Source organism: Pseudomonas sp. CGJS7, from assembly GCF_036961695.1.
In genome coordinates this window covers 1-15,506 of the sequence record NZ_JBAMDI010000060.1, presented here as the reverse complement: position 1 = coordinate 15,506, position 15,506 = coordinate 1, and the positions used below count along the sequence as shown (strand labels likewise).

At 62.9% G+C, this 15,506-nt stretch carries 13 protein-coding genes and 1 riboswitch; of the genes, 11 read left to right on the top strand and 2 right to left on the bottom strand.

Translation table 11 applies throughout. The features are described 5' to 3' along the window. Positions 1-2 precede the first annotated feature (2 nt). On the bottom strand, positions 3-1,439 hold the full coding sequence (locus V7787_RS29455; protein ID WP_064492577.1) for a TolC family outer membrane protein: 1,437 nt from the start codon (positions 1,437-1,439) through the stop codon (positions 3-5). A 160-nt stretch (positions 1,440-1,599) separates the two neighbouring features. Continuing rightward, a riboswitch (TPP riboswitch) is annotated at positions 1,600-1,706 on the top strand. A 154-nt stretch (positions 1,707-1,860) separates the two neighbouring features. On the opposite strand from V7787_RS29455, the gene thiC reads away from it, so the two are divergent. Continuing rightward, complete coding sequence (gene thiC / locus V7787_RS29450; protein ID WP_003249473.1) at positions 1,861-3,741, top strand: phosphomethylpyrimidine synthase ThiC; 1,881 nt, start codon at positions 1,861-1,863, stop codon at positions 3,739-3,741. 144 nt (positions 3,742-3,885) lie between these two features. Further along, positions 3,886-5,169 carry a putative hydroxymethylpyrimidine transporter CytX gene (cytX, locus tag V7787_RS29445; protein WP_020190063.1) on the top strand — a complete coding sequence of 428 codons (1,284 nt, stop codon included), beginning with the start codon at positions 3,886-3,888 and terminating at the stop codon, positions 5,167-5,169. Here cytX and V7787_RS29440 read toward each other — a convergent pair. After that, on the bottom strand, positions 5,138-5,884 hold the full coding sequence (locus tag V7787_RS29440) for an RsiV family protein (RefSeq protein WP_003249476.1): 747 nt from the start codon (positions 5,882-5,884) through the stop codon (positions 5,138-5,140). The genes cytX and V7787_RS29440 overlap by 32 nt on opposite strands. A gap of 185 nt (positions 5,885-6,069) precedes the next feature. Here V7787_RS29440 and V7787_RS29435 point away from each other — a divergent pair, with 185 nt between their 5' ends. The 9 genes from V7787_RS29435 to V7787_RS29395 all read left to right on the top strand — a co-directional run bounded on the left by V7787_RS29435 (position 6,070) and on the right by V7787_RS29395 (position 15,349). After that, complete coding sequence (locus tag V7787_RS29435; RefSeq protein ID WP_336090870.1) at positions 6,070-6,687, top strand: NUDIX domain-containing protein; 618 nt, start codon at positions 6,070-6,072, stop codon at positions 6,685-6,687. After that, on the top strand, positions 6,678-7,130 hold the full coding sequence (locus tag V7787_RS29430) for a DUF1249 domain-containing protein (protein WP_003249480.1): 453 nt from the start codon (positions 6,678-6,680) through the stop codon (positions 7,128-7,130). The genes V7787_RS29435 and V7787_RS29430 overlap by 10 nt, the downstream gene beginning before the upstream one ends. Positions 7,131-7,215: 85 nt before the next feature. Beyond that, the gene (cpdA, locus tag V7787_RS29425) at positions 7,216-8,016 is read left to right on the top strand and encodes a 3',5'-cyclic-AMP phosphodiesterase (protein WP_014859643.1); all 801 of its coding nucleotides are present in this window, start codon (positions 7,216-7,218) and stop codon (positions 8,014-8,016) included. Positions 8,017-8,147: 131 nt separating this feature from the next. Continuing rightward, positions 8,148-8,756, top strand: a complete 609-nt coding sequence (locus V7787_RS29420) for a YqiA/YcfP family alpha/beta fold hydrolase (RefSeq protein ID WP_003249484.1) — start codon at positions 8,148-8,150, stop codon at positions 8,754-8,756. Positions 8,757-8,791: 35 nt separating this feature from the next. Further along, on the top strand, positions 8,792-10,696 hold the full coding sequence (gene parE / locus V7787_RS29415; RefSeq protein WP_010955497.1) for a DNA topoisomerase IV subunit B: 1,905 nt from the start codon (positions 8,792-8,794) through the stop codon (positions 10,694-10,696). Then, positions 10,693-11,679: an esterase-like activity of phytase family protein gene (locus V7787_RS29410; protein WP_064492576.1), complete on the top strand. Its 987-nt coding sequence runs from the start codon at positions 10,693-10,695 to the stop codon at positions 11,677-11,679. Before parE ends, V7787_RS29410 begins: the two co-directional genes overlap by 4 nt. Beyond that, the gene (locus tag V7787_RS29405; RefSeq protein ID WP_010955495.1) at positions 11,676-12,194 is read left to right on the top strand and encodes a retropepsin-like aspartic protease family protein; all 519 of its coding nucleotides are present in this window, start codon (positions 11,676-11,678) and stop codon (positions 12,192-12,194) included. The genes V7787_RS29410 and V7787_RS29405 overlap by 4 nt, the downstream gene beginning before the upstream one ends. A 13-nt stretch (positions 12,195-12,207) precedes the next feature. Further along, positions 12,208-14,466 carry a DNA topoisomerase IV subunit A gene (gene parC, locus V7787_RS29400; RefSeq protein ID WP_010955494.1) on the top strand — a complete coding sequence of 753 codons (2,259 nt, stop codon included), beginning with the start codon at positions 12,208-12,210 and terminating at the stop codon, positions 14,464-14,466. Between the two features lie 172 nt (positions 14,467-14,638). Continuing rightward, positions 14,639-15,349: a PqiC family protein gene (locus V7787_RS29395; RefSeq protein ID WP_019437569.1), complete on the top strand. Its 711-nt coding sequence runs from the start codon at positions 14,639-14,641 to the stop codon at positions 15,347-15,349. Positions 15,350-15,506 lie beyond the last annotated feature (157 nt).

Here is a 15,506-nt window from a genome sequence, read left to right as displayed (position 1 = left end):
TCTCAAGGCCTGCGCTCGAAGTTCTTGGCCGCTGCTGCCGCCAGGTCCGGCGGCAGGAAGTCCTTGTCCGGGTTGTAGTCAGGTTTCAGGTAGCGCTTCAGGTCCTGCAGGTCTTGCGGGCTCAGGGTGCCGGCTGCCTGCTTCAGGCTCAGGTTGTCGAGGATGTAGTCGTAACGGCTATTGTTGTAGTCGCGCACCGAGGTGTACAGCTGGCGCTGGGCATCAAGCACGTCGACGATGTTGCGGGTACCGACCTGGTAGCCGATTTCGGTGGCTTCCAGCGCGCTCTGGTTGGAAATGATCGACTGCTTGCGCGCCTGTACCTGTTCCACATCGGTGTTCACTGCGCGGTGCAGGTTGCGGGTGTTTTCCACGACCTGGCGGCGCAGGCTTTCACGCTGTTGCTCGCTCTGGCTCAGGCGCTGGTAAGCCTCGCGTACCTGCGAGCTGGTCAGGCCGCCACTGTAGATCGGTATGTTCAGTTGCAGGCCAACGCTGGTCTGCTCGACGTCGCCGCCGTAGCGCACGTTTTGCTGCGGCGCCGGGTTGGTGAAGCCAAGGCTGTCGTTGTCACCCTTCTGGTACTTGGCCACGGCGTCCAGTGTCGGTGCATGCCCGGCCTTGCGCTGACGCAGGGTCTCTTCTGCGGCAGAAACCGCGTAGTTGGTGGCCAGCAGGTTGAGGTTCTGGCGCCCGGCGGTTTCGACCCAGGCTTTGGCATCGTTGGGCGTTGGCACTTGTACCGGCAGGCTATGCACCACGCCCTGGATAGAGGTGTACTCACGGTTGGTCAGGGTTACCAGGGCCTCGAAGGCATCCTGCACCTGGCGTTCGGCGATGATCCGGTTGGCCCGTGCAGTGTCATAACTGGCTTGGGATTGCAGCACGTCGGTCTTGTCCGAAAGGCCCACGTCGAAACGCTCGTTGGACTGGTCCAACTGGCGCTTGAAGGCGGCTTCTTCTGCCTTGGTGGCGGCCAGGTTGTCCTGGGCGCGGAGGACGGCGAAGTAGTTTTGCGCGGTTTGCAGGATCAGGTTTTGCTCGGTCGCCGACAGCTCCAGGGCTGCCTGTTCGTTGACTGCTTCGGCGGCTTGCAACTGGAACCAGCGATCAGCGCGGAAGATCGGCTGAGCCAGGGTCGCGCTCCAGGCGTTGCCGCTGCGATTGGACGTGATGGATGGCTCGTCCAGCTTGGTGCGGGTGTTCATCATCTCGGCACCGGCCGACAGGTTTGGCAGCAACCCGGCGCGGGCCTGCGGCACCACTTCGCGGCGCGCCCCGTAATCGGCGCGGGCTGCAGCCAGGTCGGCGTTGTTGTCCACTGCTTCCTGGTAGACGCTGACCAGATCGGTTTTGACTGTCGAGGGCACGTCCGCTGCCCAGACCACTCCGTTGGACGCACAAGACACGGCTATCGCCAGTGAGAGTTTGCGCAGCATAGAGGCAATCCTTGTACGAAATTTAATTACTGAACTGTTGAGTATCGAGCGATGGGCCAGTGTAGTGCCATGCGCACCCGGCAACAATCGCTCGGTGTGCCTTTCATCATCCGCGCATTTACCTGCTTGGCTTTGCTGACCACTCCAGTCTAGACTGCGCATGTTCTTGTCGGGGTGCCTTGAAGCAAAGGCTGAGATCGCAGAGGTGCGGATCCCGTTGAACCTGATCAGGTTAGCGCCTGCGTAGGGAACAAGATTGCTCGCCTTCCCGGGGAGCCTCTTGTGCCAGGTCCGGGATTGTCACAGCTGCATACAGCTTCAGGCACCCCCATGTCCGGCACTGCACCCAAAGAGGGTGCGTCCGCGCGTTTCAGGTTCACCCCGACATTCCACTGCTAGGAAGCCGTCAGGAGAGCCTGTGATGACCAAACAAGAAAAAGCGATCAACCTCAGCGAATCGGCACAAGTCGATCAGCAGTCCGTGCAACCCTTCCCGCGTTCGCGCAAGGTGTATGTCGAAGGCTCGCGCCCGGACATCCGTGTCCCCATGCGTGAAATCAGCCTGGATGACACCCCGACCGATTTCGGCGGCGAGTCCAACGCCCCGGTGCTGGTGTATGACACGTCTGGCCCGTACACCGACCCCGACGTGATCATCGACGTGCGCAAAGGCCTGGCCGATGTGCGTTCGGCGTGGATCGAAGCCCGCGGTGACACCGAGCGCCTGGAAGGCCTGAGCTCCGACTTCGGCCAGCAGCGCCTGAACGATGCAGAGCTGGCCAAGCTGCGTTTCGCCCATGTGCGCAACCCGCGTCGTGCCAAGGCCGGCGCCAACGTCTCGCAGATGCACTATGCCCGTCAGGGCATCATCACCGCCGAAATGGAATACGTGGCCATCCGCGAAAACATGAAGCTGCAGGAGGCCCGCGCCGCCGGCCTGCTGAATGAGCAACATGCCGGCCACAGCTTCGGTGCCAACATCCCGAAAGAAATCACCCCTGAATTCGTTCGCCAGGAAATCGCCCGTGGCCGCGCGATCATTCCGGCCAACATCAACCACCCGGAAGTAGAGCCGATGATCATCGGTCGCAACTTCCTGGTGAAGATCAACGGTAACATCGGCAACAGCGCCCTGGGTTCCTCGATCGAGGAAGAGGTGGCCAAGCTGACCTGGGGCATCCGCTGGGGCTCGGACACGGTCATGGACCTGTCCACCGGCAAGCACATCCACGAAACCCGCGAGTGGATCATTCGCAACTCGCCGGTGCCGATCGGTACCGTGCCGATCTACCAGGCCCTGGAAAAGGTCAACGGCGTGGCAGAGGACCTGACCTGGGAACTGTTCCGCGACACCCTGATCGAGCAGGCCGAACAGGGCGTGGACTACTTCACCATTCACGCCGGTGTGCTGCTGCGCTATGTGCCCCTGACCGCCAAGCGGGTCACCGGCATCGTCAGCCGCGGTGGCTCGATCATGGCCAAGTGGTGCCTGGCGCACCACAAGGAAAACTTCCTGTACACCCACTTCGACGAAATCTGCGAAATCATGAAGGCCTACGACGTCAGCTTCTCGCTGGGCGACGGCCTGCGCCCTGGCTCGATTGCCGACGCCAACGACGCCGCGCAATTCGGTGAGCTGGAAACCCTCGGCGAGCTGACCAAGATTGCCTGGAAGCACGACGTGCAATGCATGATCGAAGGCCCCGGCCACGTGCCGATGCAATTGATCAAAGAGAACATGGACAAGCAGCTGGAGTGCTGCGACGAGGCGCCGTTCTACACCCTCGGCCCACTGACTACCGACATCGCGCCGGGTTACGACCACATCACCTCGGGCATTGGTGCGGCGATGATCGGCTGGTTCGGTTGCGCCATGCTCTGCTACGTCACGCCGAAGGAGCACCTGGGCCTGCCGAACAAGGACGACGTCAAGACCGGCATCATCACCTACAAGATCGCCGCGCATGCCGCCGACCTTGCCAAGGGCCACCCGGGTGCACAGATTCGCGACAACGCCTTGTCCAAGGCGCGTTTCGAGTTCCGTTGGGAAGACCAGTTCAACCTGGGCCTCGACCCGGACACCGCCCGTGCTTTCCACGACGAGACCCTGCCGAAGGAATCGGCCAAGGTCGCGCACTTCTGCTCGATGTGCGGGCCGAAGTTCTGCTCGATGAAGATCACCCAGGAAGTGCGTGAGTACGCTGCCAAGATCGAGGCCGTGGATGTGACGGTCGAGCAAGGCATGCGTGAGCAGGCCGAGCGGTTCCGCCAGGAAGGCAGCCAGCTGTACCACAAAGTCTAAACCGCAGCACCTTACCCTGTGGGAGCGGGCTTGCCCGCGAAGCAAGCACTGCGGTGCATGGCACCGGCTTTGCCGGTGTTCGCGGGCAAGCCCGCTCCCACAGGGTGGTGTATGCCACTTAACATCACTCCTGCGGACATGACCATGACATCACCCAGCCAGTTCTCTCCCGACCATCCAATCCCCATCCAGCAGCGCATCTTCGGTGCTCGCGACCTGTTTTCACTGTGGTTTTCCCTCGGCATCGGCCTGATGGTGCTGCAGGTCGGCGCTATGCTGGCGCCAGGCCTGGGCCTTGCTGGCGCGGTGCTGGCCATCGCTCTGGGCACCGGTGTCGGTGTGCTGTTGCTGGGGGCGGCGGGGGTTATTGGCAGTGACACCGGGCTGTCCGCCATGGGCACCCTGAAACTCAGCCTGGGCAGCCATGGCGCGCGCTTGCCGGCGCTGCTCAACTTGCTGCAACTGGTGGGTTGGGGCGCTTTCGAGATTATCGTCATGCGCGATGCTGCCAGCTTGCTGGGTGCGCGAGCGTTCGGTGAGGAAAGTGCCTGGAACAGCCCCATGCTCTGGACGCTGTGCTTCGGTGCCCTGGCCACCCTGCTGGCTGTCAGCGGGCCACTGGCCTTCGTGCGCAAGGTGCTGCGCGCCTGGGGCATCTGGTTGTTGCTGGGCGCCTGTCTGTGGCTGACCTGGAACCTGTTCGCCAAGGCCGACCTGGCGGAGCTGTGGAACCGTGCCGGGGATGGTTCGATGTCGCTGGCGGTTGGCTTCGATATCGTCATCGCCATGCCGCTGTCCTGGCTGCCGCTGATCGCGGACTACTCGCGCTTTGCCCGCAATGGCAGGCATGTGTTCGGCGGTACGGTAGTGGGCTACTTCATCGGCAACACCTGGCTGATGAGCCTGGGCGTGGCGTACACGCTGGCGTTCGCCGCCAGTGGCGAAGTCAATGCCTTGCTGCTGGCCCTGGCGGGCGCCGGCATGGGGATTCCGCTGCTGCTTATTCTGCTGGACGAGTCGGAAAAGGCCTTCGCCGACATCCACTCGGCGGCGGTTTCCACCGGTGTGCTGCTACCGCTGAAGGTCGAGCACCTGGCGTTGGCCATCGGCGTGTTGTGCACCCTGATCGCCCTGTTGGCGCCACTGGCACAGTACGAAAACTTCCTGTTGCTGATCGGTTCGGTGTTCGCACCGCTGTTCGGCGTGGTGCTGATGGACCACTACGTGGTCCGTCGACGCCGTCTGCCAGCACAGGTCAATGGCTTGCACTGGCAGGCGTTGGTGGCCTGGTTTGCCGGGGCGGTGGCCTATCACCTGATTGCCGCCAAGGCGCCCGAACTGGGCGCTACCCTGCCCGCATTGCTGCTGGCAGGTGTGCTGCATGGGCTGCTAAGCCTCAGCCGCGGCCGGGAAACAGTTCAGGCTTGAGTACGCCATTCAGGCGCGGGTAGGGGATCTTCAGTTCCACGTGGCCCATGGAATAGGGCGCGATGGCATAGACCTCGTACTTGACCACTACCGCGCCGTACGTCAGGGCGACGTGCGGCGATTTCTTGAATGGCCAGGTCTTGACGAACTCGGCATCCTTGTCCATACCCACGCTCATCAGCCAGGCACGGTGCGATTCTTCGACGGTTTTCCAGAAGGTGTCTTCCTGGCCGGGCACCAGCATGTCCTGCAGGGTCAGCACCTTGTCCAGTTTGCGTGAATAGTTGATGAAGCCGCGCCCGGGCATGCCGTGGGCGCCACCGCTGTCCAGGTAGCTGGACAACTCGATGATCACCAGCCCGTCATGCTGCTCGCGTACCTTGGCTTGCAAGTAGCTGCTGTTACGTTTGTCGGCACTGGCCAGATATTGCTGTTCGTAGGCCTGCAGGGTGGCTGGTGCGGTGCCATGCTGATTGTCTTCGGTCAGTTGCAGCAGGCGTTTTTCGACGATGCCGTCGAGCTTGGGCAGGGCCGGGAAGTGGATCATGTCGATGTTCACCAGCGGGCAGTCGCTCTCGCTGCAGCCGGGTTTGACATGCTCCCAGGCGTCGCGCTTGACCTCGAGCGGGGCCCGGTAGTTGGGCGTGAACAGGCTCTGGCAGGCGCCCAGAGCGAGTGCCAGCACGGCCACGGAAGTCAGTTTGACAAGTGTCATGATGATCCTTGCAGAACAGGGAAAAGTCGGCCTTTGACCGTCTGCGCGGCCTTCAGTTCGCCACTAAGCTAACAGAGTGAAGGGCTGCTGTCCCGAGTGCGCCAGCGGTTGCTGGAAAGGGGTGAAACCAACAGGCGTGCGGAGTAGGATGGCGCGAAGCAGTATTCGAGGTAATGAGGATTTCCATGTCAGACGCGTTGAACGCTGTGCCCAAGGGCTTCGAAATCATCGAGCGGGCCAATTGCTTCCAGGGCTTTTACAAGCTCGACAAGTTACGCCTGCGCCACGAGCTATTTGCCGGGGGCATGGGGCGCGAGATCAGTCGCGAACTGTTTGTGCGCCACGATGCGGTATGCGTGCTGCCGTACGACCCTGCGCGCGATGAAGTGGTGCTGATCGAACAGTTTCGCGTGGGCGCACTGGACAAGGTCGCCAACCCTTGGCTGATCGAGATGGTTGCCGGGTTGATCGACAAAGACGAGCAGCCCGAGGAAGTCGCCCATCGCGAGGCTGAAGAAGAAGCCGGCCTGACCTTTAGCGCCCTGTGGCCGATGACCCGCTACTTCCCGTCGCCTGGCGGCAGTGACGAATACGTTCATCTGTTCCTCGGCCGTTGCAGCAGCGAGGGCGCGGGAGGGCTGCATGGCCTGGAGGAAGAGGGCGAAGACATTCGCGTACGCGTGTGGGCGTTCGAGGATGCCCTGCGGGCGGTGCGCGACGGGCGCATCTGCAATGCGGCCACCATCATTGGCCTGCAATGGCTGGCGCTGAACCGTGACGAAGTAAGAGGTATGTGGAAGTGAACCTGCTGCGCGAGCGCTATCGAGTTGACCTGGTCGGGCTGCAGGCAGCCTGCGAGGCCAACTATGCCCGGCTGATGCGCTTGTTGCCCGACATGCGCACCACCCAGAGCTCGCGCCGCATCGGCATGACCCAGGGTGACCAGATGCTTGGCGTGCTGGTGCTCGACGTGGTGCTGGCCTGCCCGTATACCACCACCCTGCATGTGCGCCAGGAACACAGCCTGCCGTGGTTGCCAGTGCCACACCTGGAAGTGCAGGTGTATCACGATGCGCGCATGGCCGAAGTGGTCAGCGCCGAACACACCCGGCGCCTGCGCAGCATCTACCCGTATCCGAACGACGCCATGCACCAGCCGGACGAAAAGGCCCAGCTCAACCTGTTCCTGGGTGAATGGCTCAGCCACTGCCTGGCCTGCGGCCACGAACTGGCAAGTGTTCGCTGAATTGTGACGTGAGTCGGTTGCGGGTGTTTGCTCGTCACCGTCGCACAGCCATAATTCCCGCTGAATCCATTCGAGGAGATGGCCGTTGTCGCCGCCAGACCAATCCCGCCCCGTGCATGTGGTGCAACTGACCGATGCCCACCTGTTCGCCGACCCGGCTGGCAGCATGCTGGGCCTCAAGACCCGAGACAGCCTGCGCCACGTGGTGGCCCAGGTACGGCGCGAGCAGCCGCTTGTCGACTTGCTGCTGTGCACGGGCGACCTGTCCCAGGATGCCAGCGTGGCATCCTATGAAGCGTTTCGTGAGCTGACCGCACCGTTTGCCGTACCCACTCGCTGGCTGCCGGGCAACCATGACGAGGCTCAGGTGATGGCGCAGGTGGCGCCGGAACTGGTGCAGGCGGTGACCGATATCGGCGCGTGGCGGGTGGTCATGCTCAACACCGCCGTGCAGGGTGCTACCCACGGGTTTTTGCAAGATGACCAGCTGGCCGTACTGGAAGCCGCCTTGAAAGAGGCCGGCGAGCGGCATTGCCTGGTGTGCTTCCACCATCAGCCAGTGGATATCGGCTGCGCCTGGATCGCGCCGATCGGCTTGCGCAATGCCCAGGCGCTGTTCGATATCGTTGAAGGATATCCACAGGTACGGGCTTTGTTATGGGGGCATGTGCATCAGGAATGGGATGAGGTCCGAGAGGGGCGGCGCCTGCTGGCCACGCCGTCGACCTGCATTCAGTTCGCGGCGCGCAGCGAAGACTTCCAGGTGAGCGAAGAGCATCCGGGGTACCGCTGGTTGCGCCTGCATGCCGACGGGCGGCTGGAGACCGGGGTGGAGCGGGCGCTGGATTTCGAGGTGCAGCTCGACTTCGACAGCCCAGGGTATTGAGCAGGCCACGTCAGCCTGCCGGAAATGTATTGCGAAATCCGTGGCACTGCGTCAAAACCCGGCGAACGCGCTACACTGCGCGTCCCTGCGCCCGCATTATCAGGCGCGAAGCCACAGATTCCGGGGGCAGCATGTCGGGTTCCATCCTCTATATCCATGGCTTCAACAGCTCGCCGCTTTCGACCAAGGCGCGTCAGCTGGAGGCAGTCATGCAGCAGCTCGGCCTGGCCGACCAGTTGCGAGTGCCGGCCCTGCACCACCACCCACGGCAAGCCATGGTCCAGCTCGAAGCGGCCATCGCCGAACTGGGGGCGCCACTGCTGGTGGGCAGTTCGCTCGGCGGCTACTATGCCACCCACCTGGCCGAGCGCCATGGCCTCAAGGCCCTGCTGGTCAACCCGGCGGTAACCCCGCACAAGCATTTCGACGGTTACCTGGGCACCCAGCGCAATCATTACAGCGGTGAAACCTGGGAGCTGACCCACGATCACGTGCAGGCCCTGGCCGAGCTGGAAGTCGCGGCCCCGGCCGATGCCGACCGCTATCAAGTGTGGCTGCAGACCGCCGATGAAACCCTGGACTATCGACACGCCGAGCGCTATTACCGTGCTTGTGCCCTGCGTATCCAGGCCGGTGGCGACCACAGCTTCCAGGGCTTCGCCGAGCGCCTGCCGGCACTGCTGGCGTTCGCCGGCATTGCCCGTGGGCAGTATGCGGCGCTCGATTTTTCTGTATTTTGACTTTTTTGCATTCACCAGACTGACGACGAGACCCTATGGCCAATCCCAGCGCTAGCGCCTATAACGCAGACGCCATCGAAGTCCTCTCGGGCCTTGATCCGGTCCGCAAGCGGCCGGGCATGTACACCGATACCAGCCGCCCCAACCACCTGGCCCAGGAAGTCATCGACAACAGTGTCGACGAAGCACTGGCCGGCCACGCGCGTTCGGTGCAGGTCATCCTGCATGCCGACCATTCGCTGGAAGTCAGCGACGACGGCCGCGGCATGCCGGTGGACATCCATCCGGAAGAGGGCGTGTCCGGGGTCGAGCTGATCCTCACCAAGCTGCACGCCGGCGGCAAGTTCTCCAACAAGAACTATCAGTTTTCCGGCGGCCTGCACGGGGTGGGTATCTCGGTGGTCAACGCCCTGTCGACGCAGGTGCGCGTGCGCGTCAAACGTGACGGTAACGAATACCAGATGACCTTTGCCGATGGCTTCAAGGCCAGCGAGCTGGAAGTGGTCGGCTCGGTCGGCAAGCGCAACACCGGCACCAGTGTGTACTTCAGCCCCGACCCGAAGTACTTCGACTCGCCCAAGTTCTCCATCAGCCGCCTCAAGCACGTGCTCAAGGCCAAGGCGGTACTGTGCCCGGGGCTGCTGGTCAGCTTCGAGGACAAGGCCAGCGGCGAAAAGGTGGAATGGCACTACGAGGATGGCCTGCGCTCCTACCTGGTCGACTCGGTCAACGAATTCCAGCGCCTGCCCGACGAGCCGTTCTGTGGCAGCCTGGCGGGTAACAAGGAAGCGGTTGACTGGGCTTTGCTGTGGCTGCCCGAAGGCGGTGACAGCATTCAGGAAAGCTACGTCAACCTGATTCCCACCGCCCAGGGCGGCACCCACGTCAACGGCCTGCGCCAGGGCCTGCTGGATGCCATGCGTGAGTTCTGCGAGTTCCGCAACTTGCTGCCACGCGGGGTAAAACTGGCGCCGGAAGACGTTTGGGAGCGCATCACCTTCGTACTGTCGATGAAGATGCAGGACCCGCAGTTCTCCGGGCAGACCAAAGAGCGCCTGTCATCACGCGAGGCGGCCGCGTTCGTCTCCGGTGTGGTCAAGGATGCTTTCAGCCTGTGGCTCAACGCCCACCCCGAGCTGGGCATGCAACTGGCAGAACTGGCCATCAGCAACGCCGGGCGCCGCCTCAAGGCCAGCAAGAAGGTCGAGCGCAAGCGCATCACCCAGGGCCCGGCATTGCCCGGCAAGCTGGCCGATTGTGCAGGCCAGGACCCGATGCGTGCCGAGTTGTTCCTCGTCGAGGGTGACTCGGCCGGTGGTTCGGCCAAGCAGGCGCGGGACAAGGAATTCCAGGCCATCCTGCCGCTGCGCGGCAAGATCCTCAACACCTGGGAAGTGGACGGGGGCGAAGTCCTGGCCAGCCAGGAAGTGCACAACATTGCCGTGGCCATTGGCGTCGATCCGGGTGCAACCGACCTTGCGCAGCTGCGCTATGGCAAGATCTGCATCCTCGCCGACGCTGACTCCGATGGTCTGCACATCGCCACATTGCTGTGTGCGCTGTTCGTTCAACACTTCCGGACACTGGTCGAGGCTGGGCATGTTTACGTGGCCATGCCGCCCCTGTACCGCATCGACCTGGGCAAGGAAATCTACTACGCCCTCGACGAAGCCGAGCGTGACGGCATCCTCGACCGCCTGGTGGCCGAGAAGAAGCGCGGCAAGCCGCAGGTAACACGCTTCAAGGGCCTGGGCGAGATGAACCCGCCGCAGTTGCGCGAAACCACCATGGACCCGAACACCCGGCGCCTGGTGCAGCTGACCCTGGACGACGTAGAAGCAACCTGCGAGCTGATGGACAAGCTGCTGGCCAAAAAGCGCGCCGGTGACCGCAAGAGTTGGCTGGAAACCAAGGGCAACCTGGCCGAGGTCATGGTTTGATTCGGCAAGTACTTGCCGTTTGCCTGGCGCTGGTTGCCCTGCCTTGTCTGGCGGGCAACTGGCCAGAGCTGAAGATGACAGCCGAGCACCCGATCGACGGTATGCGCGGTGGCAACCTGTCGGGGCTGGTGGAATGCCGGGGTGGGTTGTGGGGCGTGTCCGATCGTGACGACGACCGTATCTACCGCTTCGATCAGCAGAACCCGACCTGGCGCGCGCAGCCGCTTACCTTCACCCCGCCGGCTGTCCCGGAAAGCGGCCTGCCATGGGGGTTGAAGTCGCGCAACTGGGCGGCATCGTACATTCGCGGTGGCGAGCTGGATTTCGAAGGTATCACCTGTGATCAGGCGGGTAACCTCTATCTGGTCAGCGAGGCGCATGCCGCGGTGCTGCAATTGCCGCTGGAAGGCGAGCCGGACTGGTTGAGGATCGACTCGGCCATGGTGCGCCAGGCCCGGGCAAGCGGCATGCTGCTGAACTTCAATGCCCTGTTCGAAGGCCTGGCGATCAACCCGGCGGGTGACCGCCTGTGGCTGGCTGCCGAGCGTGAGCGCCGTGGCCTGCTGGCTATCGAGCGCCAGCAGTCGGTCTGGACCTGCGGGCGTGGTTGCGTGCTGCTGAGCGAGGCGGGGGTCGAAATGCAACCCGCGCAGATGCCCAATGCCAGGGCCCTGTCGCGCGACTTCGCTGACCTGGCCTGGTTCGAGGGCAAGCTGTTTACCCTCGAACGTAACGCTTACCGGGTGTGCCGACGTGATGTCGACAGTGGCAAGGTCGAGCGTTGCTGGTCGTTCGCTGCTGATGCGCTGGTCGAGTCACGGCGCTACGCGCAGCCGTTTGGTCTGGCCGAAGCACTGGTGATCGATGCCAAGGGCGCCTGGATTGGCCTGGACAACAACAACGGCGCCCGTGCCGATGGTGAAACCCGGCCGCTCGTCTGGCGCTTCGACGCACCGGAAGGCGGCTGGAGCGCCAAACCATGAGCCAGGCGCCGGGCAAGCGCGCGGGCAAGTTACTGATGATCGTCGCCTGGGCGGCGGCGCTGTTTCTTGCCACGCGCTTTTTCGGCCAGTGGGAAGACAGCCAGCGTAACCCCAACCGCCAGGTGCAATCCGAGCATGGTCAAGGCTTTATCGAAGTTCGCCTGCTGAGTAATGGCCAGGGCCACTTCGTGGTGGATGGTGCCATCAACGGCCAGGTGGTGCATTTCATGCTCGACACCGGCGCCACCGACGTGGCGATCCCGGAGGCGTTGGCTCATGAACTGAGCCTGGAGCGCGGTAGCCCGGTGCTACTGAGCACCGCCAACGGCCGCACCGAAGGCTACCGCACGCGCCTGACCAGCCTGCAACTGGGCGATATCCGCCTGCAGAACGTACGCGCCATCGTGGTGCCGGGCCTTGATGGGTCCACCGTACTGCTGGGCATGAGTGCCCTGCAACAACTTGAATTTACCCAGCGCGGTGGCACCATGCTGCTGCGCCAGAACCTGAAATAATGACGAGGCCCGCATGAGCGACTCACTGGAACTCAGCCTGGACGGCGTCGAACGCCGCTCGCTGGCTGACTTCACCGAACAGGCCTACCTCAACTACTCCATGTACGTGATCATGGACCGTGCCTTGCCGCATATCGGCGACGGCCTGAAGCCGGTGCAGCGACGCATCGTCTACGCCATGAGCGAGTTGGGGCTCGATGCCGATGCCAAGCACAAGAAGTCGGCACGTACCGTCGGTGACGTGCTCGGCAAGTTCCATCCCCATGGCGATTCGGCCTGCTACGAGGCCATGGTGCTGATGGCGCAGCCGTTCAGCTACCGCTATACCCTGGTCGATGGCCAGGGCAACTGGGGTGCGCCGGATGATCCTAAGTCGTTCGCCGCCATGCGCTACACCGAGGCGCGGCTGTCGCGCTACGCTGAAGTGCTGCTCAGCGAAGTCGGCCAGGGCACCGTGGACTGGGTGCCGAACTTCGATGGCACGTTGCAGGAACCGGCCGTGCTGCCTGCGCGCCTGCCCAACATCCTGCTCAACGGTACCACCGGTATCGCCGTGGGCATGGCCACCGACGTGCCGCCGCACAACCTGCGAGAGGTGGCCAGTGCCTGTGTGCGACTGCTCGATGAGCCCAAGGCAACCATCGAGCAGTTGTGCGAGCACATCCAGGGGCCGGATTACCCGACCGAGGCAGAGATCGTCACGCCGCGGGCTGAAATTCTCAAGATGTACGAAAGCGGCCGCGGCTCGATCCGCATGCGCGCCGTGTACCGCGTCGAGGATGGCGACATCGTCGTCACTGCGCTGCCGCACCAGGTCTCCGGGGCCAAAGTGCTGGAGCAGATTGCCGCGCAGATGCAGGCCAAGAAGCTGCCGATGGTCGCCGACCTGCGCGACGAGTCGGACCACGAGAACCCGTGCCGTATCGTCATCATCCCGCGTTCCAACCGCGTCGATGTCGACGAGCTGATGCAGCACCTGTTCGCTACCACCGACCTGGAAAGCACCTACCGGGTCAACGTGAATATCATCGGCCTGGACGGCCGGCCGCAGTTGAAAAACCTGCGAACCCTATTGGTGGAGTGGCTGGAATTCCGCACCAATACCGTTCGTCGCCGCCTGCAGCATCGTCTGGATAAGGTCGAGAAGCGTCTGCACCTGTTGGACGGTTTGCTCACTGCATTCCTCAACCTGGATGAAGTGATCCACATCATCCGTACCGAGGAATACCCCAAGCAGGCCCTGATCGAACGTTTCGAGCTGACCGAGATACAGGCCGACTACATCCTCGAGACCCGCCTGCGGCAGTTGGCGCGCCTGGAAGAGATGAAGATCCGCGGTGAGCAGGATGAGTTGCTGAAGGAGCAAGCCAAGCTGCAGGCCTTGCTGGGGAGCGAGGCCAAACTGCGCAAGCTGGTGCGCAGCGAGCTGATCAAGGATGCCGAAACCTATGGCGATGATCGTCGTTCGCCGATCGTAGCGCGTGCCGAAGCCAAGGCACTGTCGGAAAACGAGCTGATGCCGACCGAGCCCGTCACCGTGGTGCTGTCGGAGAAGGGCTGGGTGCGCTGCGCCAAGGGCCACGATATCGACGCCACTGGCCTTTCCTACAAGGCCGGCGACGGCTTCAAGGCTGCTGCGGCCGGGCGTTCCAACCAGTTTGCCGTGCTTATCGATTCCACCGGTCGCAGCTACTCGCTGGCCGCCCACAGCCTGCCATCGGCGCGTGGCCAGGGCGAGCCGCTGACTGGCCGTCTGACGCCGCCACCGGGGGCGACTTTCGAATGTGTGTTGTTGCCTGACGACGATGCGCTGTACGTGGTGGCTTCGGATGCCGGTTACGGCTTCGTGGTCAAGGGTGAAGACCTGCAGGCCAAGAACAAGGCCGGCAAAGGCCTGCTCAGCTTGCCCAACGGGGCCAAGGTCATGACCCCGCGCCCGGTGGCCGATCGCGAGCAGGACTGGTTGGCGGCAGTGACCACCGAAGGCCGCCTGCTGGTGTTCAAGGTCAGCGACTTGCCACAGCTGGGTAAAGGCAAGGGCAACAAGATCATTGGCGTGCCGGGTGACCGGGTGGCCAGCCGTGAAGAATTTGTTACCGATCTGGCCGTGATTCCCGAAGGCGCGACCCTTGTATTGCAGGCCGGCAAGCGTACCCTGTCTTTGAAGGCGGACGACCTGGAGCACTACAAGGGCGAGCGCGGTCGGCGCGGCAGCAAGCTGCCACGCGGGTTCCAGCGTGTCGATGGGTTGCAGGTGGAAGTGCCGACATAACCGGTTGTAATGTCTGGAACGGCAATTTCAACGCCGTTTCGGGCAGAAATGCTGGAGTCGGACGGTTATTTCGCGGATGATATGCCCCTTGCGGTGCCGGCGTGGCCGTGTGCCCGTTTGAATCTACATGTATCACTGCGGTGTGCCTTGTGGCAGCCGCCTGGATGGGATGATGAAATTTCTGCGCCTTCCATTTGCGCTGTTGATGACTGGCCTGCTGGGCCTTGGCGGGTGCACCATGCATCAGCCGGTTGCCCTGTATCAGCTCGACAGTGGTGATCCTGGCCAGCCGTCGCAGAGTGCGGGCATGGCCGTGGTACTCGGCCCGGTATCGGTGGCCGATTACCTTCAGCGTGAGACATTCCTGCAGCGTCAACCTGATGGCAGCCTGAGCGCGGCGACCGACGGTCGTTGGGCTGGCAGCCTTTCATCGGATATCGACCAGCTGCTGGTGCGTCAACTGGCCTGGCGCCTGGACAGCCAACGCGTAGTACTGGCCCCGGCGACCGCAGGCTTCAGCCCGGACGTACAAGTGCTGTTGTCGATCACACGCCTGGATTCTGGCAAGAACCAGCCGGCCATCCTGGATGCCCAGTGGCGTCTGCTTGACCGCCGTGGCCATGTGCGTGACAACCGTATCATCCACCTCGAGCAGCAGCACGAGGGCAGTGAGTCGTCGCAGGTGCAGGCTCAGGGCCAACTGCTGCAGAAGCTGGCCGAACAGCTGAGCACGGCGGTGAAGCCGCTGGCCAACCAGCCGGCGATTGCCGAAGAGGCACCGAAAAAGCCCGCTGCACCGACGCAGGTGAAGAAGGGGCCGGAGAAGCCCAAAATCCCGATGGCCTCGCCGATTCGCACCGATATGGAAGTTTATCGGTTCTGATCAAACGGCCAGATACGACAAAGCCCGCATTCGCTGCGGGCTTTTTTGTATCTGCCGGTCTTCGTAGGAGCGGGTTTACCCGCGAAAGGGCCGGCCCTGCTGGCCAATTACCCCCGCCGTTCACCGTTGCCGCCGCTACCGTATTCGCGGGTAAACC